General features: G+C 45.4%; 17 protein-coding genes and 1 tRNA gene. 13 read left to right on the forward strand and 5 right to left on the reverse strand.

Annotated features, from left to right (window positions below):
* Positions 1-21: 21 nt before the first annotated feature.
* Positions 22-522 (reverse strand): transcription elongation factor GreB, encoded by a 501-nt coding sequence (gene greB / locus NHB35_RS04770; protein WP_353433246.1) that lies wholly within the window; start codon positions 520-522, stop codon positions 22-24.
* Between the two features lie 18 nt (positions 523-540).
* Between greB and NHB35_RS04775 the strand changes: the two genes are divergently transcribed.
* The 8 genes from NHB35_RS04775 to NHB35_RS04810 all read left to right on the forward strand — a co-directional run bounded on the left by NHB35_RS04775 (position 541) and on the right by NHB35_RS04810 (position 8613).
* A tRNA-Arg gene (locus NHB35_RS04775) sits at positions 541-617 on the forward strand.
* Positions 618-716: 99 nt separating this feature from the next.
* Positions 717-1907 carry an ABC transporter permease gene (locus NHB35_RS04780; protein WP_353433247.1) on the forward strand — a complete coding sequence of 397 codons (1191 nt, stop codon included), beginning with the start codon at positions 717-719 and terminating at the stop codon, positions 1905-1907.
* Entirely contained in the window at positions 1907-2716 is an 810-nt protein-coding gene (locus tag NHB35_RS04785; RefSeq protein WP_353433248.1) for an ATP-binding cassette domain-containing protein, read from the forward strand. The genes NHB35_RS04780 and NHB35_RS04785 overlap by 1 nt, the downstream gene beginning before the upstream one ends.
* A complete protein-coding gene (locus tag NHB35_RS04790) occupies positions 2713-3648 on the forward strand; it encodes an MlaD family protein (protein ID WP_353433249.1) in 936 nt (311 codons plus the stop codon). The genes NHB35_RS04785 and NHB35_RS04790 overlap by 4 nt, the downstream gene beginning before the upstream one ends.
* Positions 3645-4271 carry an ABC-type transport auxiliary lipoprotein family protein gene (locus tag NHB35_RS04795; protein ID WP_353433250.1) on the forward strand — a complete coding sequence of 209 codons (627 nt, stop codon included), beginning with the start codon at positions 3645-3647 and terminating at the stop codon, positions 4269-4271. Before NHB35_RS04790 ends, NHB35_RS04795 begins: the two co-directional genes overlap by 4 nt.
* A gap of 9 nt (positions 4272-4280) precedes the next feature.
* On the forward strand, positions 4281-5279 hold the full coding sequence (locus NHB35_RS04800; protein WP_353433251.1) for a tripartite tricarboxylate transporter substrate binding protein BugE: 999 nt from the start codon (positions 4281-4283) through the stop codon (positions 5277-5279).
* 53 nt (positions 5280-5332) lie between these two features.
* A complete protein-coding gene (locus NHB35_RS04805; protein ID WP_353433252.1) occupies positions 5333-6118 on the forward strand; it encodes an SDR family oxidoreductase in 786 nt (261 codons plus the stop codon).
* A 128-nt stretch (positions 6119-6246) separates the two neighbouring features.
* Complete coding sequence (locus tag NHB35_RS04810) at positions 6247-8613, forward strand: FtsX-like permease family protein (RefSeq protein WP_353433253.1); 2367 nt, start codon at positions 6247-6249, stop codon at positions 8611-8613.
* 8 nt (positions 8614-8621) lie between these two features.
* Here NHB35_RS04810 and NHB35_RS04815 read toward each other — a convergent pair whose 3' ends face one another.
* The 4 genes from NHB35_RS04815 to NHB35_RS04830 are packed head-to-tail and all read right to left on the reverse strand — an operon-like array spanning position 8622 to position 10874.
* Positions 8622-9158, reverse strand: coding sequence for an RDD family protein (locus NHB35_RS04815; RefSeq protein WP_353433254.1), 537 nt, complete (start codon positions 9156-9158; stop codon positions 8622-8624).
* Positions 9159-9169: 11 nt separating this feature from the next.
* Positions 9170-9790, reverse strand: a complete 621-nt coding sequence (locus NHB35_RS04820; RefSeq protein WP_353433255.1) for a DUF3106 domain-containing protein — start codon at positions 9788-9790, stop codon at positions 9170-9172.
* Between the two features lie 47 nt (positions 9791-9837).
* Complete coding sequence (locus NHB35_RS04825) at positions 9838-10308, reverse strand: DUF3619 family protein (protein ID WP_353433256.1); 471 nt, start codon at positions 10306-10308, stop codon at positions 9838-9840.
* On the reverse strand, positions 10305-10874 hold the full coding sequence (locus tag NHB35_RS04830; RefSeq protein ID WP_353433257.1) for an RNA polymerase sigma factor: 570 nt from the start codon (positions 10872-10874) through the stop codon (positions 10305-10307). Before NHB35_RS04830 ends, NHB35_RS04825 begins: the two co-directional genes overlap by 4 nt.
* 191 nt (positions 10875-11065) lie before the next feature.
* On the opposite strand from NHB35_RS04830, the gene NHB35_RS04835 reads away from it, so the two are divergent.
* From NHB35_RS04835 to pssA, 5 genes are read left to right on the forward strand one after another with little or no spacing between them, the layout of a single operon-like run.
* Positions 11066-12853: an acetolactate synthase 3 catalytic subunit gene (locus tag NHB35_RS04835; protein ID WP_353433258.1), complete on the forward strand. Its 1788-nt coding sequence runs from the start codon at positions 11066-11068 to the stop codon at positions 12851-12853.
* Entirely contained in the window at positions 12853-13344 is a 492-nt protein-coding gene (gene ilvN, locus NHB35_RS04840; RefSeq protein WP_011902903.1) for an acetolactate synthase small subunit, read from the forward strand. The genes NHB35_RS04835 and ilvN overlap by 1 nt, the downstream gene beginning before the upstream one ends.
* Positions 13345-13399: 55 nt before the next feature.
* Positions 13400-14416, forward strand: a complete 1017-nt coding sequence (gene ilvC / locus NHB35_RS04845) for a ketol-acid reductoisomerase (protein ID WP_353433259.1) — start codon at positions 13400-13402, stop codon at positions 14414-14416.
* A gap of 38 nt (positions 14417-14454) precedes the next feature.
* Positions 14455-15102, forward strand: a complete 648-nt coding sequence (locus NHB35_RS04850; protein WP_215389640.1) for a phosphatidylserine decarboxylase — start codon at positions 14455-14457, stop codon at positions 15100-15102.
* A gap of 25 nt (positions 15103-15127) precedes the next feature.
* Positions 15128-15991 (forward strand): CDP-diacylglycerol--serine O-phosphatidyltransferase, encoded by an 864-nt coding sequence (gene pssA / locus NHB35_RS04855; protein WP_353433260.1) that lies wholly within the window; start codon positions 15128-15130, stop codon positions 15989-15991.
* Positions 15992-16084 lie beyond the last annotated feature (93 nt).

Raw genomic sequence — 16084 nt, forward strand, 5'->3', positions numbered from 1 at the left:
GTAAATATACATGCCTAGAATTTACCGATACTGCACATCCAGTATTTCAATTTCAGTGGGACCTGTCGGTGTTTGTATGGTGACGCAATCACCGAGTCTAGATTTAATTAAAGCTTTGGCAATGGGTGAAACCCAGCTGACATGATTTTTCTCTAGATCTACTTCATCAACCCCTACAATGGTGATCTCAGTTTCTTTTCCAGCATCTTTACCCTCTAGCGGGGAATAGGTGACCGTTGCCCCAAAAAAGATCTGCTCGGCATCGGCTTCACTTGATTTTCGGGCGGTATTATCGACAACCACAGCAACTTCGAGGCGTTTATTTAGAAACCGAATCCGTCGATCAATCTCTCGAAGACGCTTTTTTCCGTAGATGTAGTCCCCATTTTCTGACCGGTCGCCATTGCTGGCAGCCCAGTGCACCACCTTCACAACCTCGGGTCTATCAAGGTTTAGTAGCTGTAAGAGCTCAGTCTTTATGCGCTCGTGACCAGCGGGTGTAATGTAGTTTTTCTCTTCCATGGCATAATTATGGCTGTTGCGGCTGTAGCTCAGCTGGATAGAGTACTTGGCTACGAACCAAGGGGTCGTGGGTTCAATTCCTGCCAGCCGCACCATCTTATATAGGGCCTAGTTGAAAAACTGGGCCCTTTTTCATAGAGTTTTAAGAATCGACTTTTCTCAGTACATTCATACGGATACCTTATAGTCTATTCATGAGCGTTTCTGACACCGTTTCCCCAGCATCTTCATCTGCTAGCCCACCTGTGGTGGCATGGGCTCAACTGGATGCCAGTCACGCCAAAATTACCTTGAGCGGCAATGTCGACATTTATAGCCTTGGCGGTATTTGGACACAAGTACAAGAAAGTCAACATTCCTGGCTTTCCAAGATTGCCCCAAGTGATTTGAAAAATGCATTCTTGACATTGGATGCTGCCAAGGTGACATCGATGGATGGCGCCGCTATTGCATTTGTCATCAATACTCAAGAAACACAAGTAAAGGCTGGAGCTCAATTTGATCTTCAGGGTTTGCAAGAGCGCTACCAGCCCTTACTAAAAGAATTGCAACCCATTGCAAATCTGTTTCCAACTCCAGTAGTAAAACCAAAAAGAAGTTTTGTTGTCAGTACCGGAATGGCTGTACAAAATCTTCTGAATGATACGAAAGGTTTAATTACCTTCTTGGGTCATTTGTCGGCGGATTTAGCATGGTCAGTGCGCAATATTCGCCAAGTACGCTGGGGTGATTTTGTGAATGCCGCGGTAGAGGCTGGTATTGCTGCTTTGCCGATTGTTGGGCTAGTGTCATTTCTGATTGGCGTTATTTTGTCATTCCAGGCGGCAATCGGCATGAAGCAATTCGGCGCTGTTTCTTTTGTGGGGCCTCTAGCTGCTTTAGGTATTGTGCGTGAGATGGGACCTTTGATCACTGCCATCTTGTTGGCGGGTAGATCTTCTGCAGCCTTCGCCGCAGAGATTGGCACGATGACAGTCAATAGCGAAGTTGATGCTCTAGTAACAGGGGGATTAAGTCCAATTCGTTTCTTGGTCGTGCCACGCGTCCTGGCAGGCATATTGGTAGCCCCCATTCTGACTTTATTTGCTGACATCGTCAGCATTATTGCATCGATGTTCACTATGTTGATTTACGGTATTCCGTTTATCAACTTTTATAACGGCATGCTTAGTGCAGTTGATGTGGAAGATATTATTTCGGGATTGGTTAAGGCAACGATGTTTGGTGTAGTGGTATCGGCAATGGGTTGCTTGCGAGGCATGCAAACTGGTACTGGTGCTGCTGCAGTCGGTATTTCCGCTACGCGCGCAGTAGTGAGTAGTATCGTGATGATTGTGTTAGTTGACGGCATATTTGCAGTCATTTCTTATAAGACGGGTTTTTAATGAATGCGCCAATAGCCCCGTCAGTTAAAGCCACAACAAGTCAATCAAGCTCTAGCTATGCGATTGATGTACAAAACCTCACCGTGGGTTACGGCTCTAATGTACTCATGGAAAATTTGAACTTCACTGTGAATAACGGTGAAATTTTTGTGATTTTGGGTGGTTCTGGTTGCGGTAAATCCAGCTTGCTGAAGAATTTGTTTGGTTTGTATCAACCCTTATCAGGAGATGTCTTGATTGAGGGTCAAAACATCACTAAGGCTCAGGGCGCAGAACGACAAAAAATCATGACCAGCTTTGGGGTGATGTACCAACAGGGCGCATTGTTCGGTTCAATGAATTTGCTGGATAACGTAACTCTGTTTATGCAGGAGTACACCCAACTGACGCAAGACCAGATGGATTTATTGGCGCGCTGCAAGCTAGATTTAGTTGGCCTATTGCCATACGAATCCTATATGCCAAGCGAAATCAGTGGCGGCATGCAAAAGCGCGCGGCGATTGCTAGGGCAATGGCACTCAATCCAAGAATTCTGTTTTTGGATGAGCCATCGGCTGGTCTAGATCCCATTACTTCAGCCGATCTAGATCAGACGATCATGGACTTATCTAAAAACTTGGGTATTACCTTTGTAATTGTTTCCCATGAATTGGCAAGCATCTATGCGATTGCCGATAAAGTCATTATGTTGGATAAGGGTGCCAAGGGCATTATTGCTGAGGGCGATCCAAAAGTATTACGAGACACCAGTGCCGACCCCCGTGTACATCAATTCTTTAATCGCATTATGAGTAAGGACGTAGCATGAGTAATAACTCAAATCCCAATTACTTTCGTCTAGGCATCTTTGTCTTAGCGGCCATCGGTGCTTTGGTTACGGCGATTCTGATTTTCGGCTCAGGCCAAATATTCAAAAAATCTTTTTTCGTTGAAACGTATATCAAACAATCTGTCACTGGACTGGATACCGGTGCAGCAGTACGTTTTCGTGGCGTTAAGATTGGTCAGGTTACCTTCATAGGCTTAACAGGCGATGTTTATGAAGACGACATGCCATTTAAAGAGCGCAAGCAGTATGTGGTAGTCCGCATGCAAATATTTGGCGAGAAGGTAGACCAAAAGCAGATAGCTGATTTTGTGAAAAATAGTCTGCGTGCCCGGGTTAAATCCATGGGTATTACTGGTGTGAACTATATTGAGTTTGATTTTTCTCCGCAAAGCGCAGAGGACCACGCGCCATTGCCGTATTCATGGAAGCCGGAATATCCAGTCGTACCTTCTTTGCCTAATCAAGCAGATGAAATTATTTCCGGAATTCAGAAATTGATTAGCGCCTTAAATGAAGTAAATATTGATGGCACCCAGAAGAAATTTGATGCTTTGCTTGCAAACTTAAATGTCTTAATGGCGGGCAATGGTAAAGATAATGCTGGCTTAGTGCAGTCCGTAAAGAATATGAATGTCATCCTGGAGCGAATCGCCAAAGTGACTGATAAAAATGAACTCAGTATATTGATGCGTGAACTGATAGGCACGATGGTAGCAATTCGTCAAACGGTAACAACTATGCAAGGCGACACTCAGTTAACAATTGAGAACCTCAAACAAACGAGCGAACAGTTGAACGAGTTCTCACGAATTGCAAGTCAGTCACCATCGAGCATTATTTGGGGTGAACCCCCAGCAAAAATTACCTTGCCTATGAATGGCACGCAAGGACAATCCGGAGCGCAAAAATGAGAAAACCGTTTTTATTGATTGCTTTGGTGTTCATCTTAAGCGCTTGTTCATTGCCTACTCGCGCACCAGTTACCCCAACTAGTTGGATGGTTTCGCCTGAGCGAGTTGGACCAGCCCGACAAGCGCGTACAGAGTATTGGTTAAAGATTGGCGCTGTTTCAGTAGCACCACCTTTTGATGGCAAGTCGCTGGTTTATCGATTGGGCGATGCGCGCTATGAGAAAGACTTCTATAACATCTACACCTCCATCCCTGCAGAGATGATTGGCAATGCAGAGCGGCAGTGGATTAACCAATCAAATATTTTTTCTGCCACCTTAGGTCAAGGTAATAGCTATTTTCCCTATTACATCTTGCAAGCAACGGTCAATGAGTTCTATGGTGATTACCGTGTGAAGCCAGAAGCTGTTGTGAGTATGGAATTTTTCTTGAGCTCAACCAATAGCGGCAAGGGGAGTTCTTTGATTGGCACTAATCGTTATACCAAGCGTGTCGCTCTGAAGGACAATACACCTCAGGCTTTAGTCTTGGGTCAACAACAGGCTTTAGCGGAGATTTTTAAAGAGTATGAGTCTGCGTTGAATCAATATGCGGGCAACTTGCCTAAACCTTTAGGAATGTAGGAATACGGAATGAGAAAGCATAGCAACTTACGTACATTGAGCAATTTGCGTGCATTGCTGAGTTCAACAATCTTAGCTTTAGGATTGCTTGGGCCTGCTCATGCACAAAGTTTTCCAACTAAACCTATTCGCTTAATTGTTCCGTTTGCGCCTGGGGGTAGTACCGATATCATCGCGAGAGCAGTAGGCGATGCATTGGGACGTCAATTGGGTCAGCCTGTGATTGTGGAAAACAAAGCAGGTGGGGGTGGTTCAATTGGCGCGCTCGAGGTGATGCGTGCTCCTAAAGATGGATACACCATTGGTATGGCTACGGTATCTACTACAGCCGCTAACCCGGCCATTAACCCCAAGATTGGTTATGACCCCATTACTGATTTCACTGCAATTAGTAACATTGCCGCAACTCCAAATATCATTGCAGTGAACCCCTCCTTTCCAGCAAAGGATTTCAAAACCTTTATGGCTGTCTTGAAAGCCAATCCTGGAAAGTATTCCTATTCAAGCTCGGGCACAGGCGGTATTGGCCATTTGCAAACAGAGTTGTTTAAGAGTCTAGCTGGCGTATATATCGTACACATTCCGTATCGTGGTGCAGGCCCTGCATTGGCTGATACTGTGGGCGGTCAAGTGTCGATGATTTTTGATAACCTACCATCAACATTGCCATTTGTTAAAGACGGTAAATTGGTTCCCATCGTTATTGCTGCGCCCAAACGCTTAGCGCAATTGCCTAACGTTCCCACTTTTTCTGAGGTTGGCATGGCGCCAGTCAATCGTATGGCGTATTACGGCATATTGGGTCCAGCAGGCATTCCAAAAGATATCGTGGATAAATACTATGCAGCTTTGAAGGCTGTAGTGGCAGATCCAGCGGTTAAGAAGCGTATAGAAGAGACTGGCTCGATCATCAACGTGAATGGGCCAGAAGCCTTCTCAAAAGAGATCAAAGCGGAATATGCTGTTTACAAAGAAGTAGTGGCAAAACAAAAATTGGCTTTGGATTAAGATCAGAATCAAACCAAAAAATTGCAAAATAAATAAAAATAACTGGAGATATTATGGATTTAGGTATCAAAGGCAAAGTAGCGTTAGTAATGGCATCTAGCCGTGGTTTGGGTCAGGCTATGGCTGTTTCCTTAGCGCGTGAAGGTGTGAAAGTAGCCGTTACCGGCCGCAACCCTGAAGGTTTGCAAAATTCAGTCGAGTTAATTGAAGCGGCTGGTGGCGTAGCTTTGGCATTGAACTGGGATTTATCAGATTCATCGGTTATTGATAGTTTGGTATCTAAAGTAGAAAAAGAACTTGGCCCCATTGATATCTTGATCAATAACACTGGTGGACCCCCTCCAACACCTGCTGCAGGACAAGATCCAGCATTGTGGCAAAAGAGTTTCAATGACATGGTGCTCTCACTGATTGCCATTACCGATCGTGTCCTACCTGGAATGCGTCAGCGTAAATGGGGTCGTATTATTACGAGTACTACTTCTGGCGCGATTGCACCGATTAAAAACTTAGCAATTTCAAATACCTTGCGGGCCGCATTATTGGGTTGGTCAAAAACCTTGGCTGCTGAGGTTGCTGCTGAGGGCATTACCGTCAACGTCATCATGCCAGGTCGTGTTGCAACCGATCGTTTACGTCAACTCGATGAAGCGCGAGCTAAGCGAGAAGGTAGTAGCTATGAGGAAGTTGTTAAAGCCAGCTTGCGTCAAATACCAATGGGGCGCTATGGAGATCCCAAGGAGTATGGTGATGCGGCAGCTTTTTTAGCAAGTCAGAATGCATCTTTCATAACTGGCACCATTATGAGAATTGATGGTGGCCAGATTCAGGCGATTTGATTACCCAGCTTCAGAATCTATATAGTGTTTTGCGGCAAGACCTGCGCTCGAAAGAGCTCAGGTGGCTGTTTGCTGCTTTAGTTATTTCCGTAAGCGCTTTAACAAGTGTTAGTTTTCTAGCAGATCGTATGCATCGGGCATTTGAGTTTGATGCTCGTCAACTTTTGGCATCTGATTTGCTGATCGTAGCGGATCAGCCTATTTCACCGATTCTGATTGAGCATGCTCAACAGAGTGGACTAGATATTGCGCAGACAACAGTCTTTCCAAGTATGGCTAGCAGCGCTAAACACAGCAAGCTGGCATCTATCAAAGCAGTGAGCGCAAATTACCCTTTGCGAGGATCATTAGCCATCTATCCACTTGGCGACGATTCTTCCAATGAGGTGCCCCAAAAGCATGGGCCATCGGCTGGTACTGTTTGGGTGGAGCCAGCCATGCTTCGAAGCTTACAAATACAACCGGGTGACGAACTGCGTTTGGGGGATCGCCAGTTTCTAATTGCGGGTGCATTAGTAAAAGAGCTTGACCGTGGCGCAGGCTTCATGAATTTCGCACCTCGCATCATGATGTCTTTAGATGATTTGCCAGCAACTGGCCTAGTGGGAATGGGAAGTCGGGTCACTTACCGCTTATTGCTAGCAGGATCTGACAGTTCTATTAGTGCTTACCGTGAATGGGCAGAAAAGTCTATACAGAACCAAAATTTGCGCGGAATTCGTATTGAATCTTTAGAGAACGCGCAGCCGATGATGCGCAAGACGCTGGAGAGGGCAGAGCAATTTTTATCACTCGTTGCTTTACTCACTGCCATGATTTCTGCGGTAGCAATTGCTTTATCTGCACGGCGCTATGCAGTTGGTCAGGCTGATGTTTGCGCGACCTTGAAATGTTTTGGTGCCACCAGAATGACGATTCTAAGAAAGCAGTGGACCACGATGCTGTGCTTGGGCGGATTGTCCGCAATCTTGGGCTCGATGATTGGCTTTGTCGCACAAGAAACGCTGACACAGGTGCTGGGTAATCTGCTTGTTTCCTCATTACCAAGGCCAAGCTTGCTTCCTGTGCTTTGGAGTACTGCATTCACTTGGGTCTTACTATTTGCTTTTGCAGGACCGCCTTTATTAAGTCTATCTTCAGTATCGCCGATGCGTTTAATTCGAAAAGAATTCGAGTTTGCTGGTATCTCTACACTTTGGGTTTTTGTTATTGCTCTCGCTAGTTGCGCTACATTGATTGTATTGGTTGCACGTGATTGGAAGTTGGCTCTTTGGGTGGGTTTGAGCTTCATTGGCGCATTACTCCTTTTTTCATTGTGCGCTCGTATTTCTCTATGCCTTGTTTCAAAAATTTCATTGCGTCAGTTTGCTACGCATTTCGCCTATACAGCGATGGAGCGACGCTCAGGCTTTGCTGTGATGCAGATAACAGCTCTTGGCATCGCTATCATGGCTATTCTCTTGATTTTCTTGTTAAGACAAGATTTGCTTAATGCCTGGCGTGGCAATATTCCTCAAAATGCACCCAATCGTTTTATGATTAATGTGCAAGGTGATCAGAAGCTTAGTTTGGCTAAACTCATTGAATCATCGGGTGCGCCTAAACCCGATTTTTACCCCATGGTCAGAGGGCGCCTGATTCAAATTAATGGCGTTGATATTTCACCTGCTAGCTATTTGGATGAGAATGCAAAGCGTTTAGTCGATCGTGAATTTAATCTCTCCTATACAGATCAATTACCTGAGGGTAATCGCATCCTGTCAGGACAATGGATTGTAGGGAATCAACCGCAAATTTCGATTGAATCAGGAATTGCTAAGACCCTAAAGCTTAAGCTTGGAGATCTATTAACTTACGAAGTTGCCGGCGAAACAGTTAGTGCACCCATTACTTCCATTCGTAAATTAGATTGGAGTTCCATGCGTGTGAACTTCTTTGTCATCATGCCTCCGGCGCTTTTGCAATCTATGCCGCAATCATGGATTACTTCTTATTATCAAGCGCCTAATCTGGATAGCTTGGATTTTCAGATAAATCAAGCCTATCCGAATGTCACCATGGTGGATGTCTCTGCATCATTGCAGCAGATTCAGGAGGTGTTGAATAAACTTTCAACCGCATTGGGCTTGTTGTTTGTATTTACGCTGATGGCAGCGATTCTAGTTCTAATGACTGCTATGGCTGCTACACAGGATGAGCGCTTCAGAAATGCTGCTTTATTAAAGGCTATAGGGGCTTCACAAATGATGCTTAAGCAGATTGCAATAACGGAGCTATTAATCATCGGAGCGCTTGCAGGCCTATTGGCTGGTCTTTCTGCGGGTATCGCTGCCTGGTGCTTGGGTCGTTATGTAATGGATATTGAATTCAATGCCTTTGCGCAAGCTATCGCCTTAGGTCTTGTTCTTGGTGTGGGTGCCACTATGACGGCAGGATATCGCTTTCAAAAGCGCATTCAAGCTGCTACAGCAGTGCAATGTCTGCGTGAGTGCTAAGGATGCTATTAAGAGAGTTTGACTAGATTTTTTGGCAACTCAACTAATCTAGAGTTTGCTAATCGATCTGGAATGCTTTGACGTAAGGAAGGGTTGCGTCTATCCAGGAAAATACTCAGTGGCCAGATAAATAAAGCGACAGCAAAAAGCATCTCAATGATTTGCCATTTCTCCAGATGAAACATCCATTGCAAAAATACGCATGGGACGATCCAAAGTGAGCCATATACATATCGCCAAATTGCCTGACGTCTGGTTAGATTAAAGCCATTTGTACCAATCATACGAATGCGCCAAGTTTGCATTGCCAGTGTTTGTCCAGATTTTGTCCAATACCAAACAAAATAAATGCCCAAGACAGAATACAAATACAAAAAAGTCAACCAGCTCGGCAAAGAAATTCCAAAAAGAATGCCAAGCCCTAAATTGGGGAGTAGAAAAGTAAAGGCGACTACACCTAGCAATACGAGTTGTTCATAAAGGCAGCAAGAAACTCGGCGCCAAAATTGAGGTGCAGGTAATGAGCTTAATTCAGCAGGCGTCATTGATAAGGCGCTTATTGATTCTCAGTAGTACTTGGCGCTGTTGGAGTTGCCAAAGAGCCAGCTTCGGATGTGTTTGCTTGAACAGCACGCGGACTGGGTGCGGCAGGAGGAGGGGTGGTTTCGCGTTGGATGGCGTGTTGTTGTAGGGTGGGAGCGCTAATTGCGTTTGGCTTTTTCTTGGCCTCCTTCTCAGCTAACTTCTTTTTTTGTTCATCGCTGAGTTTTTGATAAGCGCTCCATGCCTCTACTTTTTTCTCGGCGGGAAATTTCAAGCTAGTGAGATAGTTTTCCCGTGCAATGCGACGATCACGTTGAGATAAGTTTGACCAACTGGTCATGCGCGATTGCAGCCTTTCTTGATCTGCAGGCGCCATCTTGGGATATAGGTTTGCTACATAAATCCACTTTTTACGACTATCGGGAAGCATGTAGTCCCAGTCGCTTTCTAACGGTGCCAGTGTTTTTTGCTGTGCAGGGCTCAAGCTATCCCAGGTCCCATCTGGAGCCTTAGCGGGTATAGCTGTAGTTTTCCCATGCGAAGGGTTGGCACTTTGTGCATAAATATCTGTAGCGCAAAAGACGAACAGTGAAAGCGTAAACGCCATCAAGGGTTTGCTAACAAGATTCTTCATGTCTTTGCTTAAGTTAGCTGCGATGAAGTAAGTCATCATGACCAAGCTTATTTGCTTGGTGATAACTCACTGGAGGAATCTTCAGAATCAGAAAGCGCGCCGTTTTTAAGGAAGGCCATAAACCCGCTGTCAGCATAGGCATCTGGCGGAACATCGTCAGTGAGTAATGCGGCATCTACTTCAGCGATATCGTTGATGCGAGACTCGTTTTGCCATTGCGCAATACCGATGAGTCCAAATACGAGTACCACTAGGGGTGCCAACCAACCAAGGGTATCCCAAAGACTGCTGGAGGATTTAAAACTGCCAGCCCAATTTCCGGATGTGCCAGCAAGAGCTGGAGTCTTGACAAGTATCTTCTCTGGCTTGCGGACAGCTAAAGCCTTTTTGCGAGCTTTGTACAGTCGATCTTTGATGTGCGCAGGCAGGCTTTGAGCTCCTTGGCTCAAAAGGGCTGCGCTGGCGCGACCAAATTCATCGGCTTGTACTGGACTGAGGGTTTCATCAAGGTGCTTCACAGGGTAATTCCTTTTAATTTCAATGCTTTAGCTAATGATTGCGTTGCCCTAGAGCAATGCGTTTTGACACTACCTTCGCTGCAATTCATAGCTTTGGCTGTGTCGGTAATGCTTAGCTCATCCCAATAACGCATCAGGAAGGCTTCTCGTTGACGTACAGGTAATTTAGCGATTTCTGACTCCAAAGCCTGTAAAAGCTGAGTCTTTTCGAGCTGTTTTGCCCCATCTTGGTGAATTTCACTGTCATCTGGAGCTGAAAGCGACTCAAGAGGGTCAAAATCATCGCTATCTTCAGTTTTTCTGCTCATGCTGGAGAACAGGCTTACCCATGCATTTCGAACCTTTTGACGTCGAAACCAGTCGTGAATTCGGTTTTGCAGAATTCGGGTGAATAGCAGGGGCAGCTCAGGGGCGGGCTTATCGCCATACTTCTCAGCTAACTTAATCATGGCATCTTGAACGATATCCATTGCAGCATCATCGTCGCGCACGGCATAAACCGCTTGCTTAAAAGCACGCTGTTCGACGCTACTGAGAAAGTCGGATAGTTCTTGGGCGGATGCCATGCAGTCGATTACACCTGAATCGGTCGGAATTGGGTCATTTTAGGGGATTGCTATAGAATATAGGGCTTACTACCTAGATTCTCATTTACGAAGTGGTTTTTCCGGTAGCAGCGCCGTTCGAACTCAGGCCATAAGCAGGGGATAGAACTGACTAAACAATTTTTTGCCGAAAATTGCAAAGGACGAAAGAAATGAATACAAGCAGCGCCGAATTTTTAGCTACTAAAGCTAACAAAGACTCAGCCAATACAAATACCGTAGCAGCGCCTCCAGAAATGATTGGTGCTGAAATGCTCGTGCATGCACTGCATAAAGAGGGCGTTGAATACGTCTGGGGTTATCCAGGTGGTTCCGTACTCTTTATCTACGATGAAATTTTTAAACAAAATAAGTTCGAACACATTTTGGTTCGCCATGAACAAGCAGCAGTTCATGCAGCAGATGGCTATGCACGTGCTACCGGTAAGGTCGGTGTCGCATTAGTTACATCAGGTCCTGGTGTTACGAATGCCGTTACGGGTATCGCTACTGCATACACTGATTCGATCCCAATGGTGATCATCAGCGGTAACGTGCCAACATATGCAATTGGTGAGGATGCCTTCCAAGAAGCTGACACTGTTGGCATTACTCGCCCAGTGGTAAAGCACAACTTCCTCGTGAAGGATGTGAAAGATTTACCACTGGTGCTGAAGAAAGCTTTCCATATTGCGCAGACTGGTCGTCCAGGTCCAGTGTTGATTGATATTCCGAAAGACGTATCTGCTGCCAAAGGTCCGTTTGTCTATCCAGAGACTCTGGAGATGCGCTCATATAACCCCGTAATCAAGGGCCACAGCGGTCAAATCCGTAAAGCGATTGCTTTATTGCAAGAAGCTGAACGCCCATATATTTACACTGGTGGTGGCATCATCCTAGCTGACGCAGCACCAGAGCTCAAAGAGTTTGCGGATTTATTGGGTTACCCAGTTACTAATACCTTGATGGGTCTTGGTGGCTTCCCAGGTACAAGTCCACAGTTTGTTGGTATGTTGGGTATGCATGGAACATACGAAGCCAATATGGCAATGCAACACAGTGATGTATTGATTGCGATCGGCGCACGCTTTGATGATCGCGTTATCGGTAATACTGCACACTTTGCAAGCCATCCTCGCAAGATCATTCACATTGATATTGATCCATCCGTGATTTCTAAGCGGGTGAAAGTCGATGTTCCTATCGTTGGTAATCTCAAAGAAGTATTAGTTGAAATGACTGCTCAGCTTAAAGCTGCTGGTCCACGCAAAAATGGCGACAAGGTTGCTGCTTGGTGGGATCAGATCAATGAGTGGCGCAAAAAAGATTGCTTGAAATATGACGAGGCATCGCAGATTGTGAAGCCACAGTATGTTGTACAAATGCTATGGGAACTCACCGGTGGTGATGCGTTTATTTGTTCTGACGTTGGTCAGCATCAAATGTGGGCTGCGCAGTTTTATAAGTTTGATAAGCCACGTCGTTGGATTAACTCCGGTGGTCTGGGCACCATGGGTGTTGGGCTGCCTTATGCAATGGGCATCAAGAAGGCATTCCCTGAGAAAGATGTTTTCACGATTACTGGCGAAGGCTCGATTCAGATGTGTATTCAAGAGCTCTCGACTTGTAAGCAATATGACACACCCGTGAAGATCGTGTCACTCAACAACCGTTACCTTGGTATGGTTCGTCAGTGGCAGGAACTGACCTACAACAAGCGTTATTCCAGCTCGTACATGGATTCTTTGCCTGACTTTGTGAAGTTAGCAGAGGCCTATGGACACGTTGGCATGCGTATTGAGAATAAATCCGATGTTGAAGGTGCACTCAAAGAGGCAATTCGCTTGAAAGAACGTACGGTATTTATGGACTTCCAGACTGACCCAGAAGAAAACGTTTGGCCAATGGTTCAAGCAGGTAAGGGTATTACTGAAATGCTTTTGGGTAGCGAGGACCTGTAATGCGACACATTATTTCTGTTCTCATTGAGAACGAACCTGGTGCTTTGTCTCGTGTAGTAGGTTTGTTCTCAGCTCGTGGCTATAACATTGATACCTTAAGTGTTGCGCCAACGGAAGATCCATCGCTTTCACGTATGACGATCGTCACTTTTGGCTCGGATGATGTCATTGAGCAAATCACCAAACACTTAAATCGCTTAGTGGAGGTCGTTAAGGTATTCGACTTGAGTGAAGGTCCTCATATCGAACGCGAACTCATGATGATTAAAGTTCGTGCAGTAGGCAAAGAGCGTGAAGAGCTCAAGCGTACAACTGACATTTTCCGTGGCCGCATTATTGATGTCACCGACAAGAGCTACACCATCGAATTGACTGGTGATGGCGCTAAGTTGGATGCATTTATTGATTCGATTGATCGTGCATCGATTCTAGAAACCGTGCGTTCAGGCGGATCTGGTATTGGGCGCGGCGAGCGTATTTTGAAAGTCTAATTTTTAAACCGATTTATTACTCTAATAACGATATTTTTCAACAGAAGGAAACAGCATGAAAGTTTTTTACGATAAAGACGCAGATTTGTCCCTGATTAAGGGCAAAAAAGTCACGATCATTGGTTACGGTTCACAAGGCCATGCACACGCATTGAACCTCAAGGATTCTGGTGTGAATGTAACTGTTGGTTTACGTAAGAACGGTGCTTCCTGGAGCAAGGCTGCAAATGCAGGTTTGACTGTTAAGGAAGTTGCAGATGCTGTTAAAGATGCTGACGTAGTCATGATGTTGTTGCCTGATGAACAAATCGCTGATGTGTATAACAAAGAAGTGCATAGCAATATTAAGCAGGGCGCCGCACTCGCATTTGCGCATGGCTTTAACGTTCACTACGGTCAAGTTCAGCCACGCGCTGATTTGGACGTGATCATGATCGCTCCTAAGGCTCCTGGACACACTGTTCGTGGCACATACTCGCAAGGTGGTGGTGTTCCTCACTTGATCGCTGTATACCAGGATAAGTCTGGTTCAGCACGTGATGTTGCTTTGTCATACGCAACTGCCAACGGTGGTGGTCGTGCTGGCATTATTGAAACTAATTTCCGCGAAGAAACTGAAACCGACTTATTTGGTGAACAGGCTGTTCTTTGCGGTGGCGCAGTTGAATTGATTAAAGCAGGCTTTGAAACTTTGGTTGAGGCTGGTTACGCTCCTGAGATGGCTTACTTTGAGTGCTTGCATGAGCTCAAGTTGATCGTGGATTTGATCTACGAAGGTGGTATTGCCAACATGAACTACTCAATTTCCAATAATGCCGAATACGGTGAGTATGTAACTGGCCCACGCGTCGTTACTGAAGATACTAAGAACGCAATGCGTCAGTGCTTGAAGGATATTCAGTCTGGTGAATATGCAAAGAGCTTCATCTTGGAAAACAAGGCTGGTGCTCCAACATTAATCTCACGTCGTCGTTTGAATGCAGAGCATGACATCGAAGTAGTGGGCGCGAAATTGCGTTCGATGATGCCTTGGATTGCGAAGAACAAATTAGTTGATCAAACTAAGAACTAATTTATTTATAGTCCTCACTTCAAAGGCTCAGAACAAAGATGATGTATCCCCATCCCATTATTGCGAAAGAAGGTTGGCCTTATTTGGCTCTAGTGGGAGTGGTGACCCTTTTGGTTCATCATTTTGGTGGCATTGCATGGTCGTGGCCCTTATGGATCATTTTTGTCTTTGTTCTCCAGTTCTTTCGCGACCCCCAGCGCATTCCGGCGCTTGGTCGTGATCTAGTTTTATCTCCTGCTGATGGACGTATTGTGGTTGTTGAAACAGCAAACGATCCCTATGCAGGTCGTGAAGCGCTGAAGATCAGCGTATTCATGAATGTATTTAATGTTCATTCCAATCGAAGTTCTGTAAACGGCCTGGTTAAAGAAATTCAATATTTCCCAGGTAAGTTTGTAAACGCTGATTTAGATAAAGCTTCCACCGAGAATGAGCGTAATGCAGTTGTGATCGACGCAAACGGTCAAACGATTACTCTTGTGCAAGTAGCTGGTTTAATCGCGCGACGTATTCTTTGTTATATCCATGTTGGAGATCGCCTAAAAGCAGGTGAGCGTTATGGCTTTATTCGCTTTGGCTCACGTGTAGACGTGTATCTACCCTTGACTGCTGAACCATTGGTAGCTGTGGGTGATAAAGTATTCGCAACGAATACCGCTTTGGCACGTGTGCCAGGTTTAGATTGATTTATTTCATTCAACGGAAAATACTTTGCCTACCTTTCGCCGTCGTGGTCGCATCAATCGCAGTCGCATTAATACACGCCGACTTGGCTCGAATGAGGAGCAATGGGCTGATTCTTTAGGCGATGACCTTGATTACGAAGTGGAAGAACTTCTTCCTGAAAAGCCACGCTTACGTAGCAAAGGCATCTATTTATTGCCGAATGCATTTACGACGGCGGCTTTATTTAGTGGATTCTTCGCCATCGTTAATGCGATGAATGATCAATTCCAGGTTGCTGCTATTGCGATTTTTGCATCGTTAGTGCTCGATGGAATGGATGGTCGTGTTGCCCGTATGACCAACACCCAAAGCGCGTTTGGTGAGCAATATGACTCACTAGCAGATATGGTGTCATTTGGTGTTGCTCCTGCATTGGTTGCTTACGAGTGGGCACTTAAAGACTTAGGTAAGTGGGGCTGGTTAGCCGCTTTTACTTATTGCGCTGGTGCTGCTTTGCGTTTGGCTCGTTTCAACGTTAATACTGGCGTAGTGGATAAAAAATTCTTCCAAGGACTTCCTAGTCCAGCGGCCGGTTCGCTGATTGCTGGATTTATTTGGTTGGCCGATGACAATAAAATTCCAGTCCGTGACTCTGCGATTCCTTGGATTACCTTCTTCATCGCGGTTTATGCTGGCTTAACTATGGTCTCTAACGCGCGTTTTTATAGTGGTAAAGCCTTGGATGTGCGCTATCGGGTGCCTTTTGGTGTAATGGTGCTATTGATTTTGACTTTTGTTCTGATCTCATCAAACCCGCCCTTAACGCTATTTGGTCTGTTTGTTGTTTATTCCGCATCGGGTTATGTAATTTGGGCCTGGGAACGCCTCAGTGGTAAACGTTTTAGCTAAAAGCCTATTTTTGGGGTATAGTGATTCTATGTTGATGAATTTCTCACTTTTAAACGGTCTTCTTCTGCTAGCACTAAGCCCAGAGCTTGGGGC

It is taken from the genome of Polynucleobacter sp. MWH-UH23A (genome assembly GCF_040409805.1).
Classification (GTDB): Bacteria; Pseudomonadota; Gammaproteobacteria; order Burkholderiales; family Burkholderiaceae; genus Polynucleobacter.